Genomic DNA, 16607 nt, shown 5'->3' with positions numbered 1-16607 from the left:
GTTATCGCACCTCCTCATGCTGTTTTGGTTTCTTGTCTGTACTGCGGGGCGGCACCGGGCGTTTCAGATGATCCAGCACCGAAGGCCGTGTGCTTTTGGCAACAACAGCCTCGGCGTGTGCCTGTCCCTTTCCGTCGATGTTGAGCAAAGTATCCAGCTCCACCAGACGGGCGTTTTTGCTTCGCAGTTCTTCTTCATAAAGGAATGGCTTTCCGACTTCCTCCTTTGCGGCAGCCTGCTGCTGATAGAGGTTATCCAGCTGGGCCTTTGCCGCCTCCAGACGCTGTGGCATCTGGGCGAGGGCATTGTCGATACGGGTAAGATTTCCGCGAGGGTCTGTACCAAGAGTTGCCCTGTGGGTCATCTGTCCTTTCAGCAGGAGCGTATACTCCTGTTTCCAAGCGGAAAATTCCACGGATATGGCATAGCCCCGGTAGCTGCCAATCTGCACCGGATCGGAGGTTTTGACCTCCTTGCAGGCATCCAGAAGGGCTGCGCCGGCGTTCTCCTTATCGGTCAGCAGATCGCCACGAATCTCCATACCGGCAAAGCCGTCCTCTGGGTGCGGGTGAGCTGCCAAAACCTCCAGATCAGATTCAAAGCCCTTGATAAAACCTTTGTGCTTTTCAATCTCCTCCGGGAAGTATTTGAGCAGCTGGTCCTCCAGACGATATTGCTTGCTCTGGTGGTCGGCTTTCATCAGCTTCAGGCGGGATACCTCCACATCCAAATCCATACGCTCCTTGATGCGGGGATCTCCGGCACACAGAGCCTTGATCTCGGCAAAACTGAGGGCTGTTTCATCCACATCATCGCAGGAACGCACCGGCGATTTAGAAGTCATGATCTGACTGATGAATTTCTGCTTGTTCTCCACTGTCTGCCAGAGGTATGCGTCAAAGGTTCCCTCGGTCACATAGCGGTACACATGAACAAGGGGGTTCTGGTTGCCCTGACGCTCGATACGCCCCTTTCTCTGGGCAAGGTCTCCGGGTCTCCACGGACAATCCAGATCATGAAGTGCCACCAGACGGTCTTGCACATTGGTGCCTGCGCCCATCTTGGCGGTGCTGCCCAAAAGGACACGCACCTGACCGGTACGGACTTTAGAGAACAGCTCCTTTTTCCGCACTTCGGTGTTGGCTTCATGGATAAAAGCGATCTGGTCGGCAGGCATTCCCTGAGCAATAAGTTTCTGACGAATATCGTCATATACCGTAAAGACCGGTTCCTGCTCCGGCAGAGTCACAGCGCCTTCCAGTGCGTGAAGCAGTGGATTATCCAGCGTTTTCGCCGCCTTGCTTGCAGGAGCTTTGGCCTGTGGTGTAGAAATGTCGCAGAACACCAGCTGGGTCAGCTTGTCAGCTTTGCCGTCCCGCCAGATCTGCATGATGTTGTCCACACACTGATTGACCTTTGTGCCAGGTTCGTCCGGCAGCATCTGGTTGACGATCCTCTGGTCAAGCCCCAGCTTACGGCCATCCGAGGTAATCTTGAGCATGTTATCCTGGGACGGGTCAACAGTTCCGCTGTGTACCAGCGATGCACGCTCCGAAAGAGCTTTGACCATTTCCTGCTGATGTTCGGTAGGCTGCGCCACGATGTTGTGGTATTCCACCTCCGGGGTGGGCAGGTTCAGTTGGTCGGCGGTCTTGATGTCCGCCACTTCTTTGAACAGGTTCATCAGCTCTGGCAGGTTAAAGAACTTGCTGAATCTCGTTCTTGCCCGGTAGCCGGTGCCTTCCGGTGCCAGCTCCAAAGCTGTGACGGTCTCTCCAAATCGGGAAGCCCAGCAGTCGAAGTGGGTCATGTTCAGCTCTTGCAGGCGTTCATATTGAAGATAACGCTGCATGGTGTAAAGCTCGGTCATGGAGTTGCTGACCGGTGTGCCGGTGGCAAAAATCACGCCACGATTTCCGGTGATCTCATCCATATAGCGGCACTTGGCAAACATATCGGAGGATTTCTGCGCGTCCGATGTGGAAAGACCAGCCACATTCCGCATTTTTGTGTATAGAAACAGGTTTTTATAGTTGTGGGCCTCGTCCACAAACAAACGGTCCACACCCAGCTGCTCGAAGGTTACCACATCGTCTTTTCGCCCCTCGGCTTGCAGCTTTTCCAGTCTGGCTTCCAGAGACTTTCTGGTACGCTCCAGCTGCTTGACGGTAAAACGCTCGCCGCCGCTGGCCTGTACCTCTGCAATCCCCTCGGTGATCTCGTCGATCTGCTCATAGAGAAGCCGTTCCTGACGCTCCCGGCTGATGGGGATACGCTCAAACTGGCTGTGTCCCATGATAATGGCATCATAATCACCCGTCGCAATACGAGCGCAGAACTTCTTTCGGTTATGGGTCTCAAAATCCTTTTTTGTGGTGACTAAGATATTGGCGGAAGGATAGAGACGCAGAAACTCCGACGCCCACTGCTCGGTCAGATGGTTTGGAACCACAAAGAGAGATTTCTGGCACAGTCCCAGGCGTTTGGCTTCCATCGAAGCAGCTACCATCTCAAAGGTTTTGCCTGCGCCTACTTCGTGTGCCAGCAGGGTATTTCCGCCATACAGCACATGGGCGATGGCACTTTTCTGGTGTTCCCGCAGGGTAATGGCCGGGTTCATGCCGCCAAAAGTGATATGGCTGCCATCATACTCGCGGGGACGGGTAGAGTTCATTTCTTCGTTATACTGGCGCACCAAAGTCTGGCGGCGCTCCGGGTCTCTCCAGATCCAGTCCCTAAAGGCTTCCCGGATAGCCTGCTGTTTTTGAGCAGCCAGGGTGGTCTCCTTGGCGTTCAGAACCCGGCGCTCTTTTCCGTCTGCGTCCTCTATGGTGTCGTAGATACGGACATCCCGCAGGTTCAGGCTGTCCTCCAAAATCTTGTAGGCATTGGCACGGCTGGTTCCGTAGGTGGTGTAGGCTGCCACATCGTTGTAGGATACGGAAGATTTCCCCTTGATCTGCCATTCAGCGGTAAAGGACGAATAGTTGACCTCGATACTGCGCTGGAGATAAAACGGGGTGTTGAAGGTTTCGTACATAAACTGCTGGATGTACTCTTTGTCGATCCAGGTAGCGCCCAGACGCACCTCGATCTCCGACGCATCCAGGTCTTTGGGCTGGGCGGCGCTAAGAGCTTCCACATTGACTGCATAAACCGGGTCCTGCTGTGCCGCCCGCTGCGCCTGACGCAGTTTGCGGCGTACATTGCCGGAAAGGTATTCATCAGCAGTCACAAAATGGGGTGTGCCGTCTTTCTCCAACTGTCCCGGTACACGGAAGATCACGCCTTGCAGCTCTCCGGCCAGTTCTTCTTTTGTTTTTCCGGTAAGCTGGCTCATATAGCTCATATCTACGCAGGCTTTTTCCGAGATGGACACCGCCAGTGCTTCGCTTGCCGTATCCACAGTAGCCACTGCCTGATGGGGCTTGATGGTCCGTTTGGTGAACATATCCGCCTTGCGCTCCAGCTTTCCGTCCTCGTCGATAACTTCCAGCGCACAGAGCAGGTAATAGGAAGAATCATCTGCATAGGCCAGCCGGTTCGCACGGTCGTTGATGAGACCGTATTTGGCAGAAAAGCTGTCATAGAGTCGGTTCAGTTCCGCCTGTTTTTGGGTAATGGTGCTGTCTGGAACCGCTGCATCCATCTGAAGGTCGATCAGTTCCTGCACACAATCACGCAGTCCCACAAGACCTTTCACGCGGGCTTCGACGGTGGCGTTGAGGTCAGGGCGCACCATGCGGCTGTTTTCCCGATAGTACACCTGCCCGTCTACAATGGCATAGGAATAGTTCTTCACATTTGGGTCGGCAGGAATGGAGGTGTCAATGGCTTCGCCTTCGCCCAGCTCCGGCAGCTCTGCCTCCTGATAAGTGCCATGAATGTACTTCACAGCATCATGCAGCTGGTCGGAAAGCTTCAGTCCCTCGATGGGGTTCACGGTGTAGTCCATACCATGTGCAGTGCTTACCGGCTCCTGTCTGCCCAGCACCATTTCCGGGTGGTCGATAAAATACCGGTTGATGGCAAACCCGTCCTCCGTCTGTCCGGTCTGCGTCCACTCTGATGCAATGTCCAGCGGACGGTCCCGCTTTTGGAGAAAGATGATGTCCGATACAACCTCGGCACCGGCATTCTTTTTGAACGCGTCATTAGGCAGACGGATCGCTCCCAGCAGCTCGGCACGCTGGGCAAGATAGCGGCGCACGGTGGAATCCTTGGCATCCATGGTATAGCGGGAGGTCACAAAAGCTACCACACCGCCGGGACGCACCTGATCCAGTGCTTTGGCGAAAAAGTAATTATGAATGTTGAAATTCAGCTTGTTGTAGGCTTTGTCATTGACCTGATACTGACCAAAAGGCACATTGCCGATGGCAAGGTCAAAGAAGTCCCGCCTGTCAGTGGTCTCAAAGCCGCCTACTGTGATGTCCGCCTTGGGATAGAGCTGCTTTGCGATACGCCCGGAAACCGGGTCCAACTCCACGCCGTACAGATGGCTGTTTCGCATTTTCTCCGGCAGCATACCAAAGAAATTGCCCACACCCATAGACGGCTCCAGAATATTTCCTGTCTCAAATCCCATACGGTCCACCGCTTCGTAGATGGCCTGAATGACCGTAGGGCTGGTGTAATGGGCGTTGAGGGTAGAGCTTCTGGCGGCGGCATATTCCTCCGGGGTCAGCAGTTCTTTTAGCTGGGCATACTCTAAAGCCCATACCGGTTTCTCCGGGTCAAACGCATCAGAGAGACCGCCCCAGCCCACATAACGGGAAAGAATCTCCTGTTGTTCGGGGCTTGCCTGCTGTCCGGCAGATTCCAGCTCTTTCAGCAAACGAATGGCATTAACATTTGCCTGGAACTTGGCTTTTGGACCGCCTTCACCCAAATACTCATCGGTAATGCGGAAGTTCTGTGCATTGCGGCGCAGGTTAGCCTTGTATTCCTCATAGGAGGCTTCCTCGGCAGCTTTGGCATTGGGGAAGGTCTGCCACTGGCCGTTGACCTGAATGGAAACCGGGTGTTCATCCAGCACTTCCTCAAAGGTTTTCTCCGGCTCTGTTACAGGGGCTGGCGGCTCCGGCTCCTCAATATGCAACCGTTCCACCACCACATCATAAGGTAGATGGTTCTTATCGCCCGGATAGACGGCCATGGTCTCGGAATGGAAGGTCGGGGATTCGGTAGCCGATTGGGGCTGTTCCTGTCCAAAGCCGTCCTGCTGACGGGCATACATCCCGCGCAGCAAAGGCGCAACCTCATCCCAGCGGAAATACAGCATAGCCAGACGCTTTTCCTCTGCATCCATGACTTCCAGTTCTATGCCCTGTGCCGTGGTACGGTAATCGACAATATCGCCGGTCTCCAAATTCAGCGTCTCGATCTCACCGGAATAGGCTCTGCTCAGCCAGTAGGCGATCTCGCTGTTGCTCCTGCCGGATTGCAGCAGCGTGGAAATCTGCTTTTTATCCGCTTCATCCATCAGTCCATGAGCCAATACATCCCGCAAGTCCTGATCTGCCTTGTCCGGGTCAATAGGAAGAAACTCGGTATAGTAAGCATTTCGGCGATCTGCCCGAAGCAGCTGTTCAAACTGTTCTTTGCGCTCTGCCCGGTAGATGGGATATACCATGCCGGTGGGCAGAAGCTGTACGGTGTCATCCCGTAGCTCGGTGATCTGATAGGCGTCATCCTCGATATACACGGTATCGCCCACGGCATAGACCGGGGCGGCTGGGTCATAGGAGGTTCTTTGCGGAATTGGGCGGCGAACTGCGTCATATTCCTCATCGGAAATAGCAACTTTGGAAGTCTGCTCTGTCTCAACAGCTGCGATCTGCTCTACATCCGACATTACCTGCTGGATAAATGAGTCATTGTCCAGTTTTTCCGGGTCTGCCACCTGGCCGTTGACGATCCCTCTTTCCTCCAGAGCTTCCCGGATGGCGATGGGGTCGATGTTGTCAAAACGGTCCTGTTCTTCTTCGGTATAGAACCGGTCCTCCTGAATGAGCTGGGCAAGCCTGCGCTGTACCTTCGGCCAGGGCAGCTGCGTTTCCTCCGGGCTGCCGGCACGGACAACGAACAGGCTGTTGCTGTTACTGCCGCCGTATTCCTGAGCCAGCCATGCAGCGGTATCTTTCTCTCTTGCATGGTCTTTCATATAACGGACGACAGCGTGTTTACTCTCGATATTGCCGTTCCATGCACAAATGGCAGTATCAATATCTTCCTGAGAAAGAGGGCGCAGAAGTTCATGGAGCTTTGGATAGGTTTCGTCGATCACTTCCCGGTGCAGGCGCTGGCGGAACTCCGGCACATCCGAATAGAGGCGGATCAGCTCCATATCCTTAGAACCAAGGACCGCACGGCGCACAGCGGCATTGCCCTCGATGACAGCATTTTCACGGTCAGAATGCCCGCAGGCATTGCGGTATGCGGCATCCTCGGAAATGGCGGCAGTCACCACAGTCTTATACTGCTCAAACTGCTCCCGAAGGGTAGGCTTTGGCGTTTCTTCCTCCACCTCCGGCTGCTGGGCTTGGATGGCATCTTCTTCTGCCAATTCCTTTTCAGCCTGGATTTTGTCATACTGCGCCTGTTCCTGTTCGGTAAGATAGCGGCCTTTCTGGACAAGTGAGGTAATGCGCTTGGCAACCTTTTCCCAGTTCAAGTGAACATCCGGGCAGTCCTGCTTTTTATAGTGCAGTCCTTTCCCATCGTGATCTTCGCCGCTGTGTGTTGCGCCGGACAGGGCATGAGAGCGTCCGCCAATGCCATACTCGTCTTTGAGGAATCTCACTTTCTCCTTATCCGTATGGTTTGCCATGAAGAACGCATAGATACGGCCTTTTCCTCCGGCGAAACTGCTGCCGCCGGTCATGGCGGCGTCGATCTCATCCTCGGTAATGAAGTGCTGGACGGTTGGCACTTGGGAAAGCTCTGAAGAAAAGGTCCTGCGGGGCAGGTCAAGGTCCTTCAGGTTCTCCCAGATCTCCCTCTGTCTATGATAGTGAAAACGCAACAGGTCACGGTCCTGCTGATAGGCAGTCCAGAAGGCAGCGTATTCTTCCTTGAGGGTTTGGCGGAAAGCTGGGTCACTCAGCTGCTCGGCAAGCCATGCAGTTTCTTCCGGGAACCCGGTTCTCTGAATACCGGACAGACAGGACAGATACCCGGAATCTCTGGCTTTATCGCTGAAATCGTGGTACAGATGCCAAAGTTTTTCTGCAAGGAGGGAGCGTTCATAGCCTGCCGCTTCTGCAAGCTCCACATTAGAGGCAAACTGACCACTTTCCAAAAGCTCCCCGATACGCTCTGCGGCGCGCTCCCAAGAAATGATCTGGGCAGACCTGTCATAACGGACAGACTTCCCGTGGGAAAGATGGATACCATCCTCGGCATACCATGCACTCACACTGCCAAGGCCGTTGCCGCCGTGGTACAGCGTTTTCAGTATCTCGGCAATCTCAGCGGTGGTTTTCTGCTTTTCAAATGCTGCAACCACACGCTCCCTCTGACGATCTGTATTGCCGCCCAAACGCAGCACATGGTCGATGTCATTTTGGGCAAAAGAAAAAGCAGAGGATGTATGCGCTACATTCTCTGCTTCATCTATGGATTGGATCTGTTCCGCTTCGGAGAGGAACAGGTTTAGGGTCAGCTGTTGATAAGCTCCGCCATCAGGATCTCCTCTGCCTGGGCTTTGCAGGTGTTCATCAGCCCCACCCACTTCATGGGATCGCTGGCTTTCAGTTGCTCGGTGGCTCCCGCTTCCTTCGCCAGCTGGGGCATCATCTGCTCCAGTCTGCTCTGGGCGGTCTCGTCGATCTCCAGAAGGTGCTGGTACAACTTCTCGCTCAGCAGCATCTGGTTGTAGAGGATGGGACGATGTTCCTTCAGGTAGGTTTTCCTCATCCTGCCGTACTTGCCCAGGGTTTTCTCTGACTGCTGGCTCAGCTTCAGGTCGGGAATCAGATAGTCTCCGTTCTGGATATAGGTCATGGGATTGTTCATCTTGCTTGCTCCTTTCTTGGTTGGCTTCGCGCTCTGCATTTCGGACGGTGACGCCGATCTGCCGCAGCACCTGCTGGTTGATCTGGCTGACCGCTGTTCCCAGCGCCCCGATGGTGGACGGGGTGTTGAAATCAAAGATCGCCATGAAATCTTCGTGGTCGAAGTAACGTTCCGGCTCCAGTCCACAGCGGGACATCAAAGCGTAAGTGATACTGACGGTGGCGGCTGCCTTGAACTGCACTCCGATGTTAAACTCATCATATTCCTCCAAAAAGGAACCGTCAACGATATAGAAGAAGTCCTGCTGATGCTCCGTCCAGTATTCCTCAGCCAGTTTTCCGGCTACCTTGGTGAGCTGTCCGGCAAGGTCATCACCGGAAACATCATAGGTGCGCTCAAGCATGGCCTGCACCGAATCCAAATGGCGCTCCTCCAGCTGCCACAGCCAGGGAGTGCGGGAATGTTCACGGGTTCCGGTGTCGGAAATATCAAAGACATAACGCAGGCGGGGCCTGTCCCCGGAATCGTCCACCAGAGCGATTCCCTTGGAACCGCGCCTTACATAACGGCCCATCTTTTCATTCCACAAATCGTACTCCGCACAGGCGGTGGCGTCCGGTCGCTGGGCGTAGATCATCAGTTGTTCATGGAACGGGTACTTGTAAAGGCGGGAAGCAGTAGTGAGAAACCCTGCCCATTCCTGCCAGCTCCCCGTGAGCTGTGTTGCCACCTTGTCCGCCATCTGTGCATATAGTTCAGCTTTGGTTGGCATAGTGTTCTGTCCTCCTTTCAGTTTTGGGGTAAAAAGGTGGGGTGGCAGATCGCCACCCCATCCCTGCCGATTATGGTGTTTACTGGTCAAAATCCGGGTACAGCTCCAGTTCGGCAAACTTCTCATCGGTCATCGCACAGAGCTTCGTAAGGGCGCTGTCGGTCAACTCTCTCAGCTCCGTTTCCTCCGGCGAAAGCTCGCCGCGCATCTCACGCAGACTGTCAATCAGCCCGGTGCGGCTGCCGGTATTGTAAATGCACATCAGGTTCATTTCCTCAAAAGTAAAGTTTCCCATATCAAATCTCCCTTTCCGCACTCTTTTTGGGTGCTGTCTTTTTGTGTTCTGTCTTGGGCTGGCCTTTCAGCTGCTCCATGACGGACTTTTTCTTTTCCCGTTCCTCCCGATGGGTGGCGGCTGCCAACTCCATCAGGGAAATGGGCTGACCGCTTCGGGCCTGCTGTTCCAGCTCTGCCACCGTAGGTTCTTTTGTGCCATTGTTGATGATACCGTCGATCATGCCGTAATCGTCCTCCAGCATCATTTCCGCATTTTTCAGCGGGTTTTCTGGCAGGAATCCGGGGATCTGGGTAAAACCAACACTGTCACAGTAATGACAGGATACCTTACCGTCCTGTCTGATCGCAACGATGTCGCTGACGCTCATGGAGGGACTGTGAAAGTCCACGGGCTTTTCCAGATTGAATTGCTGATAGAGTTTTTCCAGCTGCTCCGGCACAGTGCCAGACTCCCTCAGAGGAGCTGTGTAAATGAGGTCATAATTGCTGCGGTCTATGGAAATGTTATGGGACTTTAACCAGTCCAGATTCATAAAGCGTACATTCTGCGGATCGTCACGACTTACCTGATAGATGGCAAAGCAATCTCTATTCTGGGAGAGAAATGCCTGTTCGCGTTCCTGCTGATGTTCCTGACGCTCCATGACCTTTTCGTGGAACTGAGGGCTTTTCTCCCATTCCTCATGGTCCACACCGAAAAGACCGCCATGATCCATGATTTCCTGCGGGTCAAACACCATGCTCTCCGTATTGTCCTCATGCAGCGCATAGACGGTCAAACCGGCGGCATCCAGTTCCAGCGCCCGTTCTCTGGTAACAGGGAGCATCCCATCATAGGAGTAGCCATATTCCTGCATATCCGGTGTGGATACCTGCTCATCCGGCATGGGGTATTCATCCAGTGCCTGCTCCTGCGCTTCCGGCAGCTGGGAAGAAGCAGTCATCTGACTGGTCTCTGCCTGCATTTGCTGATAGGCCGCTTCCTGCAAGGTCTCAATCATGGACATAGGAGCGTGTCTGAGCGAAGTGCTGTCCAGATTGTTGTCATCACAAATCTGGAGAACTGCATTTTTGCGGGAAAGCTCCGGCATATCCAGCTGACCGCCATCCAGCTCTTTCATGGATGCGGCATCGTAAAGGGTATAGTCCCAGCCACTGTCACAGGGCTGGATATGAAGATAAGTGGCATCGTCGATCAGAAACAAAGCCTCCTGCTGGTTGGCGTCCGCTCCCAGCACCTCCATTTCCGGCATGGCCGCAGCCAGTTCCTTTACCGCTTTTTGCACCAACGGATTATCACGGTAATAGTCGATTGCCTGAATGGTGTCCAGGTCAATGGTCTGCCCGGTCAAAATCGGAAAAGGTCCTTCATAGTCGCTTCCATCTTTCAGCTCAAAGCCAATGCCCTTGATCCCGTTCATTCGCTCTGCCGGAATCTCCTGATAAATGCGGACCGCCTCCTCCAAAGACAGGTTATCGTGATATTCTCCAAGGTTTGGAAACTCCATGCACTCTGCTACATAGTAAGTCAGATTGCCGGTTGGCTGCTCTATCGGGGCGGTTTCCGGCTTTGCCTTTGCATGGGGGTCTATTCCACGCTCTTTGCAGATTTCCTTATAGTGGCGCTCAATGTCAGAGATCAAAGTACCGGAGGTCTTGTTGATGGTTTCCAAACTGGCTCTCAGCTCTTTCAGCTCCTTGCCCTGACTCCAGCTTGCAATATAGCCGAAGCTGTTTTCTCCGGTCTCGATGCCAAAATATTTGCAGACTGCGTAGGAGATGCTTTCAGCCTCCACTTCCTCCGTGTGGCGACTTTTGATTGCCTGTTTTTCTGTGGTTGGATCTTCCTCAACTGCAAGACGCCATTCAAACTGATTTTCGTCCACATAGCGCCAATCCATATCAGAAGCAAACTGTTCAGCTTCTTTTTCTGTGGCAAAATCCAGCTTGAAATCATGCTTGGTTCCACCTTCACTCTCCAGTACAACCTTCCATGACGGTAGCATTTCATATTTTTTAGGGTCATGGAGCTTGCTGTGGGCAATCTCATGAACCGTGGCCGAAACCGTCTGCACCTCACTCATGCCCTGACGAATGGCGATTTTCTGATGATCGGCAGAAAAATAGCCGTCCGTATCGGCAGCCATTGCTTCAAAAGTGATCGGCACCGGCGCACTGCGGCGCAGAGCCTCCATGAATGCCTCATAATTTGGCACATTGCCGGAAAGGGAGGAAGCAAGCTCCGGCAAAGGTTTCCCGTCGGTCTGGCTCACATCAAAGACCTTGACCGGACGAAACATGGGGATTTCGATTTCTTTTTCCTCTGTGACGATCTTTCCGTCTTTATCCAGAATCGGAGCCTTGGTATCCGGGTCCAGCTTCTGCTCCTCGATTTTCTTCTTATACGGTGTGGGGGCGATGATGGTAATGCCATGCTCGCCCTTTTTTACATGACGCTCAAACTGGTCTTTCCACTTATTGTATCCGGCTACCAATGTAGCGTCCGGCTTCTGCATATAGATGAGCATGGTGTTGTTTACCGAATAGCGGTGGAAGCGGGACATGACGGACAGATAGCGCATATACTTTTCGCTCTCAAACAGTTCCTTGATGCCCTGCTCGATGCCATCTGTGATTTCCCTTAGCCGCTCTCGGTTGGTGGGTTTGTTCTCAGCCATGATTTTCAATCTCCTTTCCAATTGTGTGATTTCTGCTGTGTGTTCTGCAATCCATGCCTTTTGTTCTTCTTCACTTTCATAAAGAAAAAGGTCCAGCAGGTACTCTACATAGGTTTCCTTCTGGATCGCTTCCACAAAACGGGGGTGCAGTTCTTCCTCCGGTGTCCGGGGAGAATGGTCGATCTCCCATTTTTTCAGCAGATGGTAGTAATCGGACAGTACGCGATAACACCGCTGCCGGTCCTCCCGAAACTTTTGTGCCTCGGTTTTCTGCCGGACATACCTCCTGCGGGGAGGGGCCTGACTGTCATAGATCAGGCCAAAGTCCTGTGCCAGTTTCTCCGCCGCTTCTTTTGGGGAGAGATTAAAGAGCTTTGCGGTAAAGTCGATCACATCCCCATCTGCACCGCAGCCAAAGCAGTGGAACCGCTGGTCTACCTTCATGCTGGGGTTCTTATCATCGTGAAAGGGACAGCAGGCCATACCATTTCGTTTGACCTCGATCCCATAAAACGCTGCCACTTCTCTGGTGCTGACTGACAGCTTGACTGCTTCAAATACATTCTCTGCCATGTGCCTTTAACCGCTGGGCTTTCTCACAGGAGGCTGGTATCCGGCAGCTTTCGCACGCTCACTGGCAGCTTTGCGGCGTTCTGCGCTATATGGCTCCCTGACTGATACACACCGCTTGGGGACGGTAAAGTTATGGGCGTCCTTTCGGGTGATCTGGTCGGGGTGCTTTTTTGCCAGCAAATCCAGCTTCTCCATCAGACGGGGATCATGGGTATAGATCTCAGCCATTGGTTCTGCCTGATTATAGAGAAGAATGGTTTCCCGTTCCACTAAAGAGAGCTTCATCGGCTGCCTCCTTTCCGCTGATCAAATTCCAGCTTGAAGTTGGCGTACTGTCCATCGTCCTCCAAAACCACAGTGGCATCGTAGGTCTTGCCGGTTTTCTCCGAATATAGCCCCGTCACACGGACACGGCCATCGTTAAGCAGTGCAGACACCACAGCCTTGGTCGGCTGTTTTTTCTTGGCAGCCCACCATTTGTTATTTTTCCAGATTGCAAATTTGCAAGAATCATTCTGACAGAAGAAGCCTTTTTGCAGTTCTGCAACTTCACCGCCGCAGCGAGGGCATTTGCCCACCACCTCACGGGGCGGAGTGAACAGGTACTCAGTTCCTTTGATGACCTGATAAGTTCCCACCAGATCTTTCAGCATGGTGCTGATCCCGTCCAAAAACTCCTCCGGGGCAAGCTGCCCGCGCTCGATCTCGCCCAGTCGGTACTCCCACTCGGCAGTCAGAAGCGGCGATTGCAGTTGTTCCGGCAGAACGGTGATCAGGGAAACTGCATCGTGGGAAGGGAGAAGCTGCACCGTTTTCCTGCTCTTTTTTCGTTCCAGAAAACCGGCAGATACCAGCTTTTCCAAAATACCGGCACGGGTGGCCGGTGTCCCCAGACCTTTTCGCTCGGCATCCTCCGGCATATCCTCTTTTCCGGCAGTCTCCATCGCGGACAACAGAGTGTCCTCCGTAAAGTGCAGGGGCGGACTGCTTTTGCCTTCTTTGACGATTGCAGCAACAACCGAAAGGGTCTGTCCTTCGGTCAGCTCCGGCAGGGCTTTCTCTGCGCCCTCTTTTTTCGGCTCTGCATCCTTCATTTTGGCACGGTAGGCGTCCTCCAGTGCTTTCCATCCGGGGTGCTTCACCGTTTTTCCTTTGGCGGTAAACTCCCTACCGGCACACGCTGCAATCACAACGGTTTCCGAATAGATATGGGGCTGGGCCACGGCACACAGCAGACGCAGGGCCACCAGCTCCAGCACCGCTTTTTCTCCCGCAGGAAGGGCAGAAAGGTCTGCATCCTTGAGATTTCTGGTAGGGATTACTGCGTGGTGGTCGGTTACTTTCTTATCGTTGATGACCGTCTGCGGATCACAGGTAATGGCGATCCCTTTGCGAAACGGCATAGCATTGGCAACCAGATTCACCAGCACCGGCAGGCTGTCTGCCATATCACTGGTCAGATAGCGGCTGTCAGTACGGGGATAGGTGCAGAGCTTCTTTTCATACAGGCTTTGCAGATAGTCCAGGGTCTGCTGGGCTGTAAATCCAAGCAGGCGATTGGCATCTCTTTGCAGAGTAGTCAGATCATAGAGGGCAGGCGGCTTTTCGGACTTTTCCTTGCACTCCACCTTTTTGATTGTGACATTTGCACCCTGACAGGCTTCTTTCAGCTGCTCAGCAGCAACCTTATCCGCCATGCGCTCCCCGGATACGGTAAGACCGGGCAGCTCCAGCGCCACGGTATAAAAGGGAATCGGCTTAAAGGTGTCGATCTCAGCTTCTCGCTGAACAATAAGCGCCAGCGTCGGGGACATCACGCGCCCGATGTTGAGGGTTCGGTGATACAGCACGGAAAAAAGCCTTGTGGCATTGATCCCCACCAGCCAGTCGGCCTTGGCACGGCAGAGGGCAGCATCCCGAAGTCCGTCATAATCCGCACCGGGGCGCAGGTTTGCAAAGCCCTCCCTTATGGCAGAGTCCTCCATCGAAGAAATCCAGAGCCTTTTCATAGGCTTTTGACAGTCTGCCAGCTCATAGACGCTGCGGAAGATCAGCTCACCCTCGCGTCCGGCATCGCAGGCATTTACCACTTCCGTCACATCCGGGGCATTCATCAGCTTTTTGAGAATATCAAACTGCTTTTTCTTATCCTTTCCCACCACCATCTGCCAATGCTCCGGCAGGATAGGCAGGTCATCATATCGCCACTTGGCATACTTGGGATCATAACTGTCTGCATCCGCAAGACCAGCCAGATGGCCCACGCACCAGCTGACACGCCAGCCGTTACCCTCCAGATACCCATCCTTACGAGCAGTTGCACCGATTACCGCAGCCAGACTTTGTGCAACCGATGGTTTTTCAGCGATTACCAGTTTATATCTCATCATCTTCAGCCTCCCATTCATTCTGCCAATTATCAGACAGTTTTTTTGCAATGCTGTGTTCTGAGGCAAGTGTAATGTCATATCCAAAGCGATAATCATATCGGTACAACCTGCCAATCAAATCATTGATTATGATATTGCAGGCCATAATCACACGCTCTTTATCCACCTGCATCAGTTGATAGCGTTGATAATTGTTGTAATATTCTTCGTGACGGCGGGTATTGCAGGCGGCATCTTCAAGTAAACTATCTACTGCATCCTGGCAACCATCTTCTTTTTCCCCTTCCATGCAGTTCAGAAGTTCCATCATCAAAGGAAAGCTCTGTTCATCCATAGGAGCTTCTGCTGCAAGAAAACCGATCAAAGCGGATAAGAGCAGACGAGCCGCCGTCTGTTCTTGTTCCGTCAGCACGGCCATTGTTTTCTCCGCATTTGGCAGGATCTTTTCTTCCACAAAATCTGCCGCATCGTCGGAACAAAGCTGACGGATAGAATCTATGGACAATGAAACTGTCATGGTATCTAAGGAGAAATCAAAGGGGTCATCTTGCTTTGGCTTTCTCCAAAGTTTGTTTAACATGGTAGAAAGAATGTCGCCGCCAAAATACACAGCAATTACCAGCAGGTCAAAAACAGCAATCAGCTTGATAAATATAATCAGAACACTCATTTTTTTCGTTTCCTTTCTTTGAGCCAGCGTTCCATCTCACGATGGCAGATACCTACGCAGGGGCTTCCATAACTCCCGCAACCATAGCAGGGGTGGTTGTGGGGTAAAGAAGGAGGACGGGAAGTTTCCCTCCCGCCCTCCGGCCTGCGTGTCATCATGCGTTCATAGGGACTGTCTGTGAATCGGGTCATTTCACGCTGTCCTCGTCATCTTCTTCTGTGCTGCCCCCGTCAGCGTCCGGTTCATCCGACTCCTCATCCTCGGTTTCCCATTCCTCGGAATCTTCCTCGCCGTAATCATAATCGTCCAGACTGTCATTGCCCTTGGTCTTAGGCTTATTCTTAATGAGCTTCAAGTAGGCAAATACGCCACCGCCTCCCAGCAGAGCCAGCAAAAGGACTATCGCAGCCGGGTTCAGTCCGGCAGGCTTCTCTTTTTCCGGTTCCGATGTTTCTACCGGAGGTTCCGATGCTTTGCCCGTACATTTACTCTTATCAGTTACGCAGACCGGGCAGGCCGTATTGACTGCCCCTGCTTCACATTTTGTTGAACAGCTGCATACCGCAGGCATCTCCTCTTTGGGTTTTCCATCTTCCATCAGCGCCGCAAGGTCTGCATCGTCCACCTGATTCAGAAAGTGAACAGCAGTCTCCTTGTCCTCATTCGCCCTATCAATCAAGATGTAAAAGTAATTTCCAGCTTTGGTCGTAACCGTAATAAGCTGCTTATTGCCTCCAAAATCATCTACCAGTGCTGCATTCCCCTCCGGTGTAAGTGCCGGTGCTGGTTCTGTTTCTTCCACAATCACGTTGCTATCATTGGTAGAATCCTCTGCCGGTGCCGCCGGAGCCTGTTCTGACCCCTGTGCAAAAGCAGGGATCGTAAAGCCAAATGCCACAACCATTGTCAGGCAAAAGGCGGAAAGTGTTCGGAGCAATCGTTTATTCCTCATAGCTGTTTTCCTCCTGTTCGTTATTGTCATCAGCCAAACTGCCGGGAACTGTGCCACCGGACAGCATGGCGCTCAACTGGGTCGGGGTCATACGCAGGGCGCGCACCATCTGGACGATCTCCAGATTTTCTGCCTCGGTTTTCTGTGCTTCCAGCGCCTTGAGCTTTTCCTGATACTCTGCGATCTTCTCACGGACCTTTGTAATCTCCTGGTCAATGCGCTCAATTTTGTTCTTTGCCATCGTCTATCACTCCTT

The 16607-nt window shown here is 53.0% G+C and carries 11 protein-coding genes; 1 reads left to right on the top strand and 10 read right to left on the bottom strand.

Translation table 11 applies throughout. The annotated features are described in order from the left end of the window. Nucleotide 1 precedes the first annotated feature (1 nt). Together DW720_RS09100 and DW720_RS15965 are read right to left on the bottom strand one after the other, a co-directional pair. Entirely contained in the window at nt 2-6166 is a 6165-nt protein-coding gene (locus DW720_RS09100; RefSeq protein WP_347560714.1) for an SNF2-related protein, read from the bottom strand. A gap of 1496 nt (nt 6167-7662) precedes the next feature. Beyond that, nucleotides 7663-8019 carry a TnpV protein gene (locus DW720_RS15965; RefSeq protein ID WP_243092223.1) on the bottom strand — a complete coding sequence of 119 codons (357 nt, stop codon included), beginning with the start codon at nt 8017-8019 and terminating at the stop codon, nt 7663-7665. On the opposite strand from DW720_RS15965, the gene DW720_RS15960 reads away from it, so the two are divergent. Beyond that, nucleotides 8006-8773: a hypothetical protein gene (locus tag DW720_RS15960; protein WP_233554151.1), complete on the top strand. Its 768-nt coding sequence runs from the start codon at nt 8006-8008 to the stop codon at nt 8771-8773. The two genes, DW720_RS15965 and DW720_RS15960, sit on opposite strands and share 14 nt — an antisense overlap. Before the next feature lie 97 nt (nt 8774-8870). On the opposite strand, the gene DW720_RS09095 is transcribed toward DW720_RS15960, so the two are convergent. From DW720_RS09095 to DW720_RS09060, 8 genes are read right to left on the bottom strand one after another with little or no spacing between them, the layout of a single operon-like run. Then, a complete protein-coding gene (locus DW720_RS09095; protein ID WP_003526257.1) occupies nt 8871-9086 on the bottom strand; it encodes a transposon-transfer assisting family protein in 216 nt (71 codons plus the stop codon). A gap of 1 nt (nt 9087) precedes the next feature. Further along, a complete protein-coding gene (locus DW720_RS09090; RefSeq protein WP_118749556.1) occupies nt 9088-12339 on the bottom strand; it encodes a YodL domain-containing protein in 3252 nt (1083 codons plus the stop codon). A 6-nt stretch (nt 12340-12345) separates the two neighbouring features. Then, nucleotides 12346-12624 carry an immunoglobulin gene (locus DW720_RS09085; protein ID WP_118667186.1) on the bottom strand — a complete coding sequence of 93 codons (279 nt, stop codon included), beginning with the start codon at nt 12622-12624 and terminating at the stop codon, nt 12346-12348. Continuing rightward, the gene (locus DW720_RS09080; RefSeq protein ID WP_118667187.1) at nt 12621-14729 is read right to left on the bottom strand and encodes a type IA DNA topoisomerase; all 2109 of its coding nucleotides are present in this window, start codon (nt 14727-14729) and stop codon (nt 12621-12623) included. Before DW720_RS09080 ends, DW720_RS09085 begins: the two co-directional genes overlap by 4 nt. Then, nucleotides 14716-15399 (bottom strand): conjugal transfer protein TraG, encoded by a 684-nt coding sequence (locus tag DW720_RS09075; RefSeq protein ID WP_118667188.1) that lies wholly within the window; start codon nt 15397-15399, stop codon nt 14716-14718. The genes DW720_RS09080 and DW720_RS09075 overlap by 14 nt, the downstream gene beginning before the upstream one ends. Beyond that, entirely contained in the window at nt 15396-15590 is a 195-nt protein-coding gene (locus DW720_RS09070) for a hypothetical protein (protein ID WP_004797798.1), read from the bottom strand. Before DW720_RS09070 ends, DW720_RS09075 begins: the two co-directional genes overlap by 4 nt. Further along, nucleotides 15587-16351: a DUF4366 domain-containing protein gene (locus tag DW720_RS09065; protein WP_118667189.1), complete on the bottom strand. Its 765-nt coding sequence runs from the start codon at nt 16349-16351 to the stop codon at nt 15587-15589. The genes DW720_RS09070 and DW720_RS09065 overlap by 4 nt, the downstream gene beginning before the upstream one ends. Continuing rightward, on the bottom strand, nt 16341-16592 hold the full coding sequence (locus DW720_RS09060) for a DUF4315 family protein (protein ID WP_006777886.1): 252 nt from the start codon (nt 16590-16592) through the stop codon (nt 16341-16343). The genes DW720_RS09065 and DW720_RS09060 overlap by 11 nt, the downstream gene beginning before the upstream one ends. Nucleotides 16593-16607 lie beyond the last annotated feature (15 nt).

The sequence above is a fragment of the Clostridium sp. AM27-28 genome, assembly GCF_003480955.1.
Lineage (GTDB): Bacteria > Bacillota > Clostridia > Lachnospirales > Lachnospiraceae > Otoolea > Otoolea fessa.
This window is presented reverse-complemented; position numbering and strand designations above follow the sequence as displayed.

Bases quoted from the DNA above. Each gene is read 5' to 3' on its own strand.
- DW720_RS09100 (WP_347560714.1), bottom strand. From the start codon at position 6,166: ATGAAAGACCATGCAAGAGAGAAAGATACCGCTGCATGGCTGGCTCAG.
- DW720_RS15960 (WP_233554151.1), top strand. From the start codon at position 8,006: ATGGGATTGTTCATCTTGCTTGCTCCTTTCTTGGTTGGCTTCGCGCTC.
- DW720_RS15965 (WP_243092223.1), bottom strand. From the start codon at position 8,019: ATGAACAATCCCATGACCTATATCCAGAACGGAGACTATCTGATTCCC.
- DW720_RS09095 (WP_003526257.1), bottom strand. From the start codon at position 9,086: ATGGGAAACTTTACTTTTGAGGAAATGAACCTGATGTGCATTTACAAT.
- DW720_RS09090 (WP_118749556.1), bottom strand. From the start codon at position 12,339: ATGGCAGAGAATGTATTTGAAGCAGTCAAGCTGTCAGTCAGCACCAGA.
- DW720_RS09085 (WP_118667186.1), bottom strand. From the start codon at position 12,624: ATGAAGCTCTCTTTAGTGGAACGGGAAACCATTCTTCTCTATAATCAG.
- DW720_RS09080 (WP_118667187.1), bottom strand. From the start codon at position 14,729: ATGATGAGATATAAACTGGTAATCGCTGAAAAACCATCGGTTGCACAA.
- DW720_RS09075 (WP_118667188.1), bottom strand. From the start codon at position 15,399: ATGAGTGTTCTGATTATATTTATCAAGCTGATTGCTGTTTTTGACCTG.
- DW720_RS09070 (WP_004797798.1), bottom strand. From the start codon at position 15,590: ATGACCCGATTCACAGACAGTCCCTATGAACGCATGATGACACGCAGG.
- DW720_RS09065 (WP_118667189.1), bottom strand. From the start codon at position 16,351: ATGAGGAATAAACGATTGCTCCGAACACTTTCCGCCTTTTGCCTGACA.
- DW720_RS09060 (WP_006777886.1), bottom strand. From the start codon at position 16,592: ATGGCAAAGAACAAAATTGAGCGCATTGACCAGGAGATTACAAAGGTC.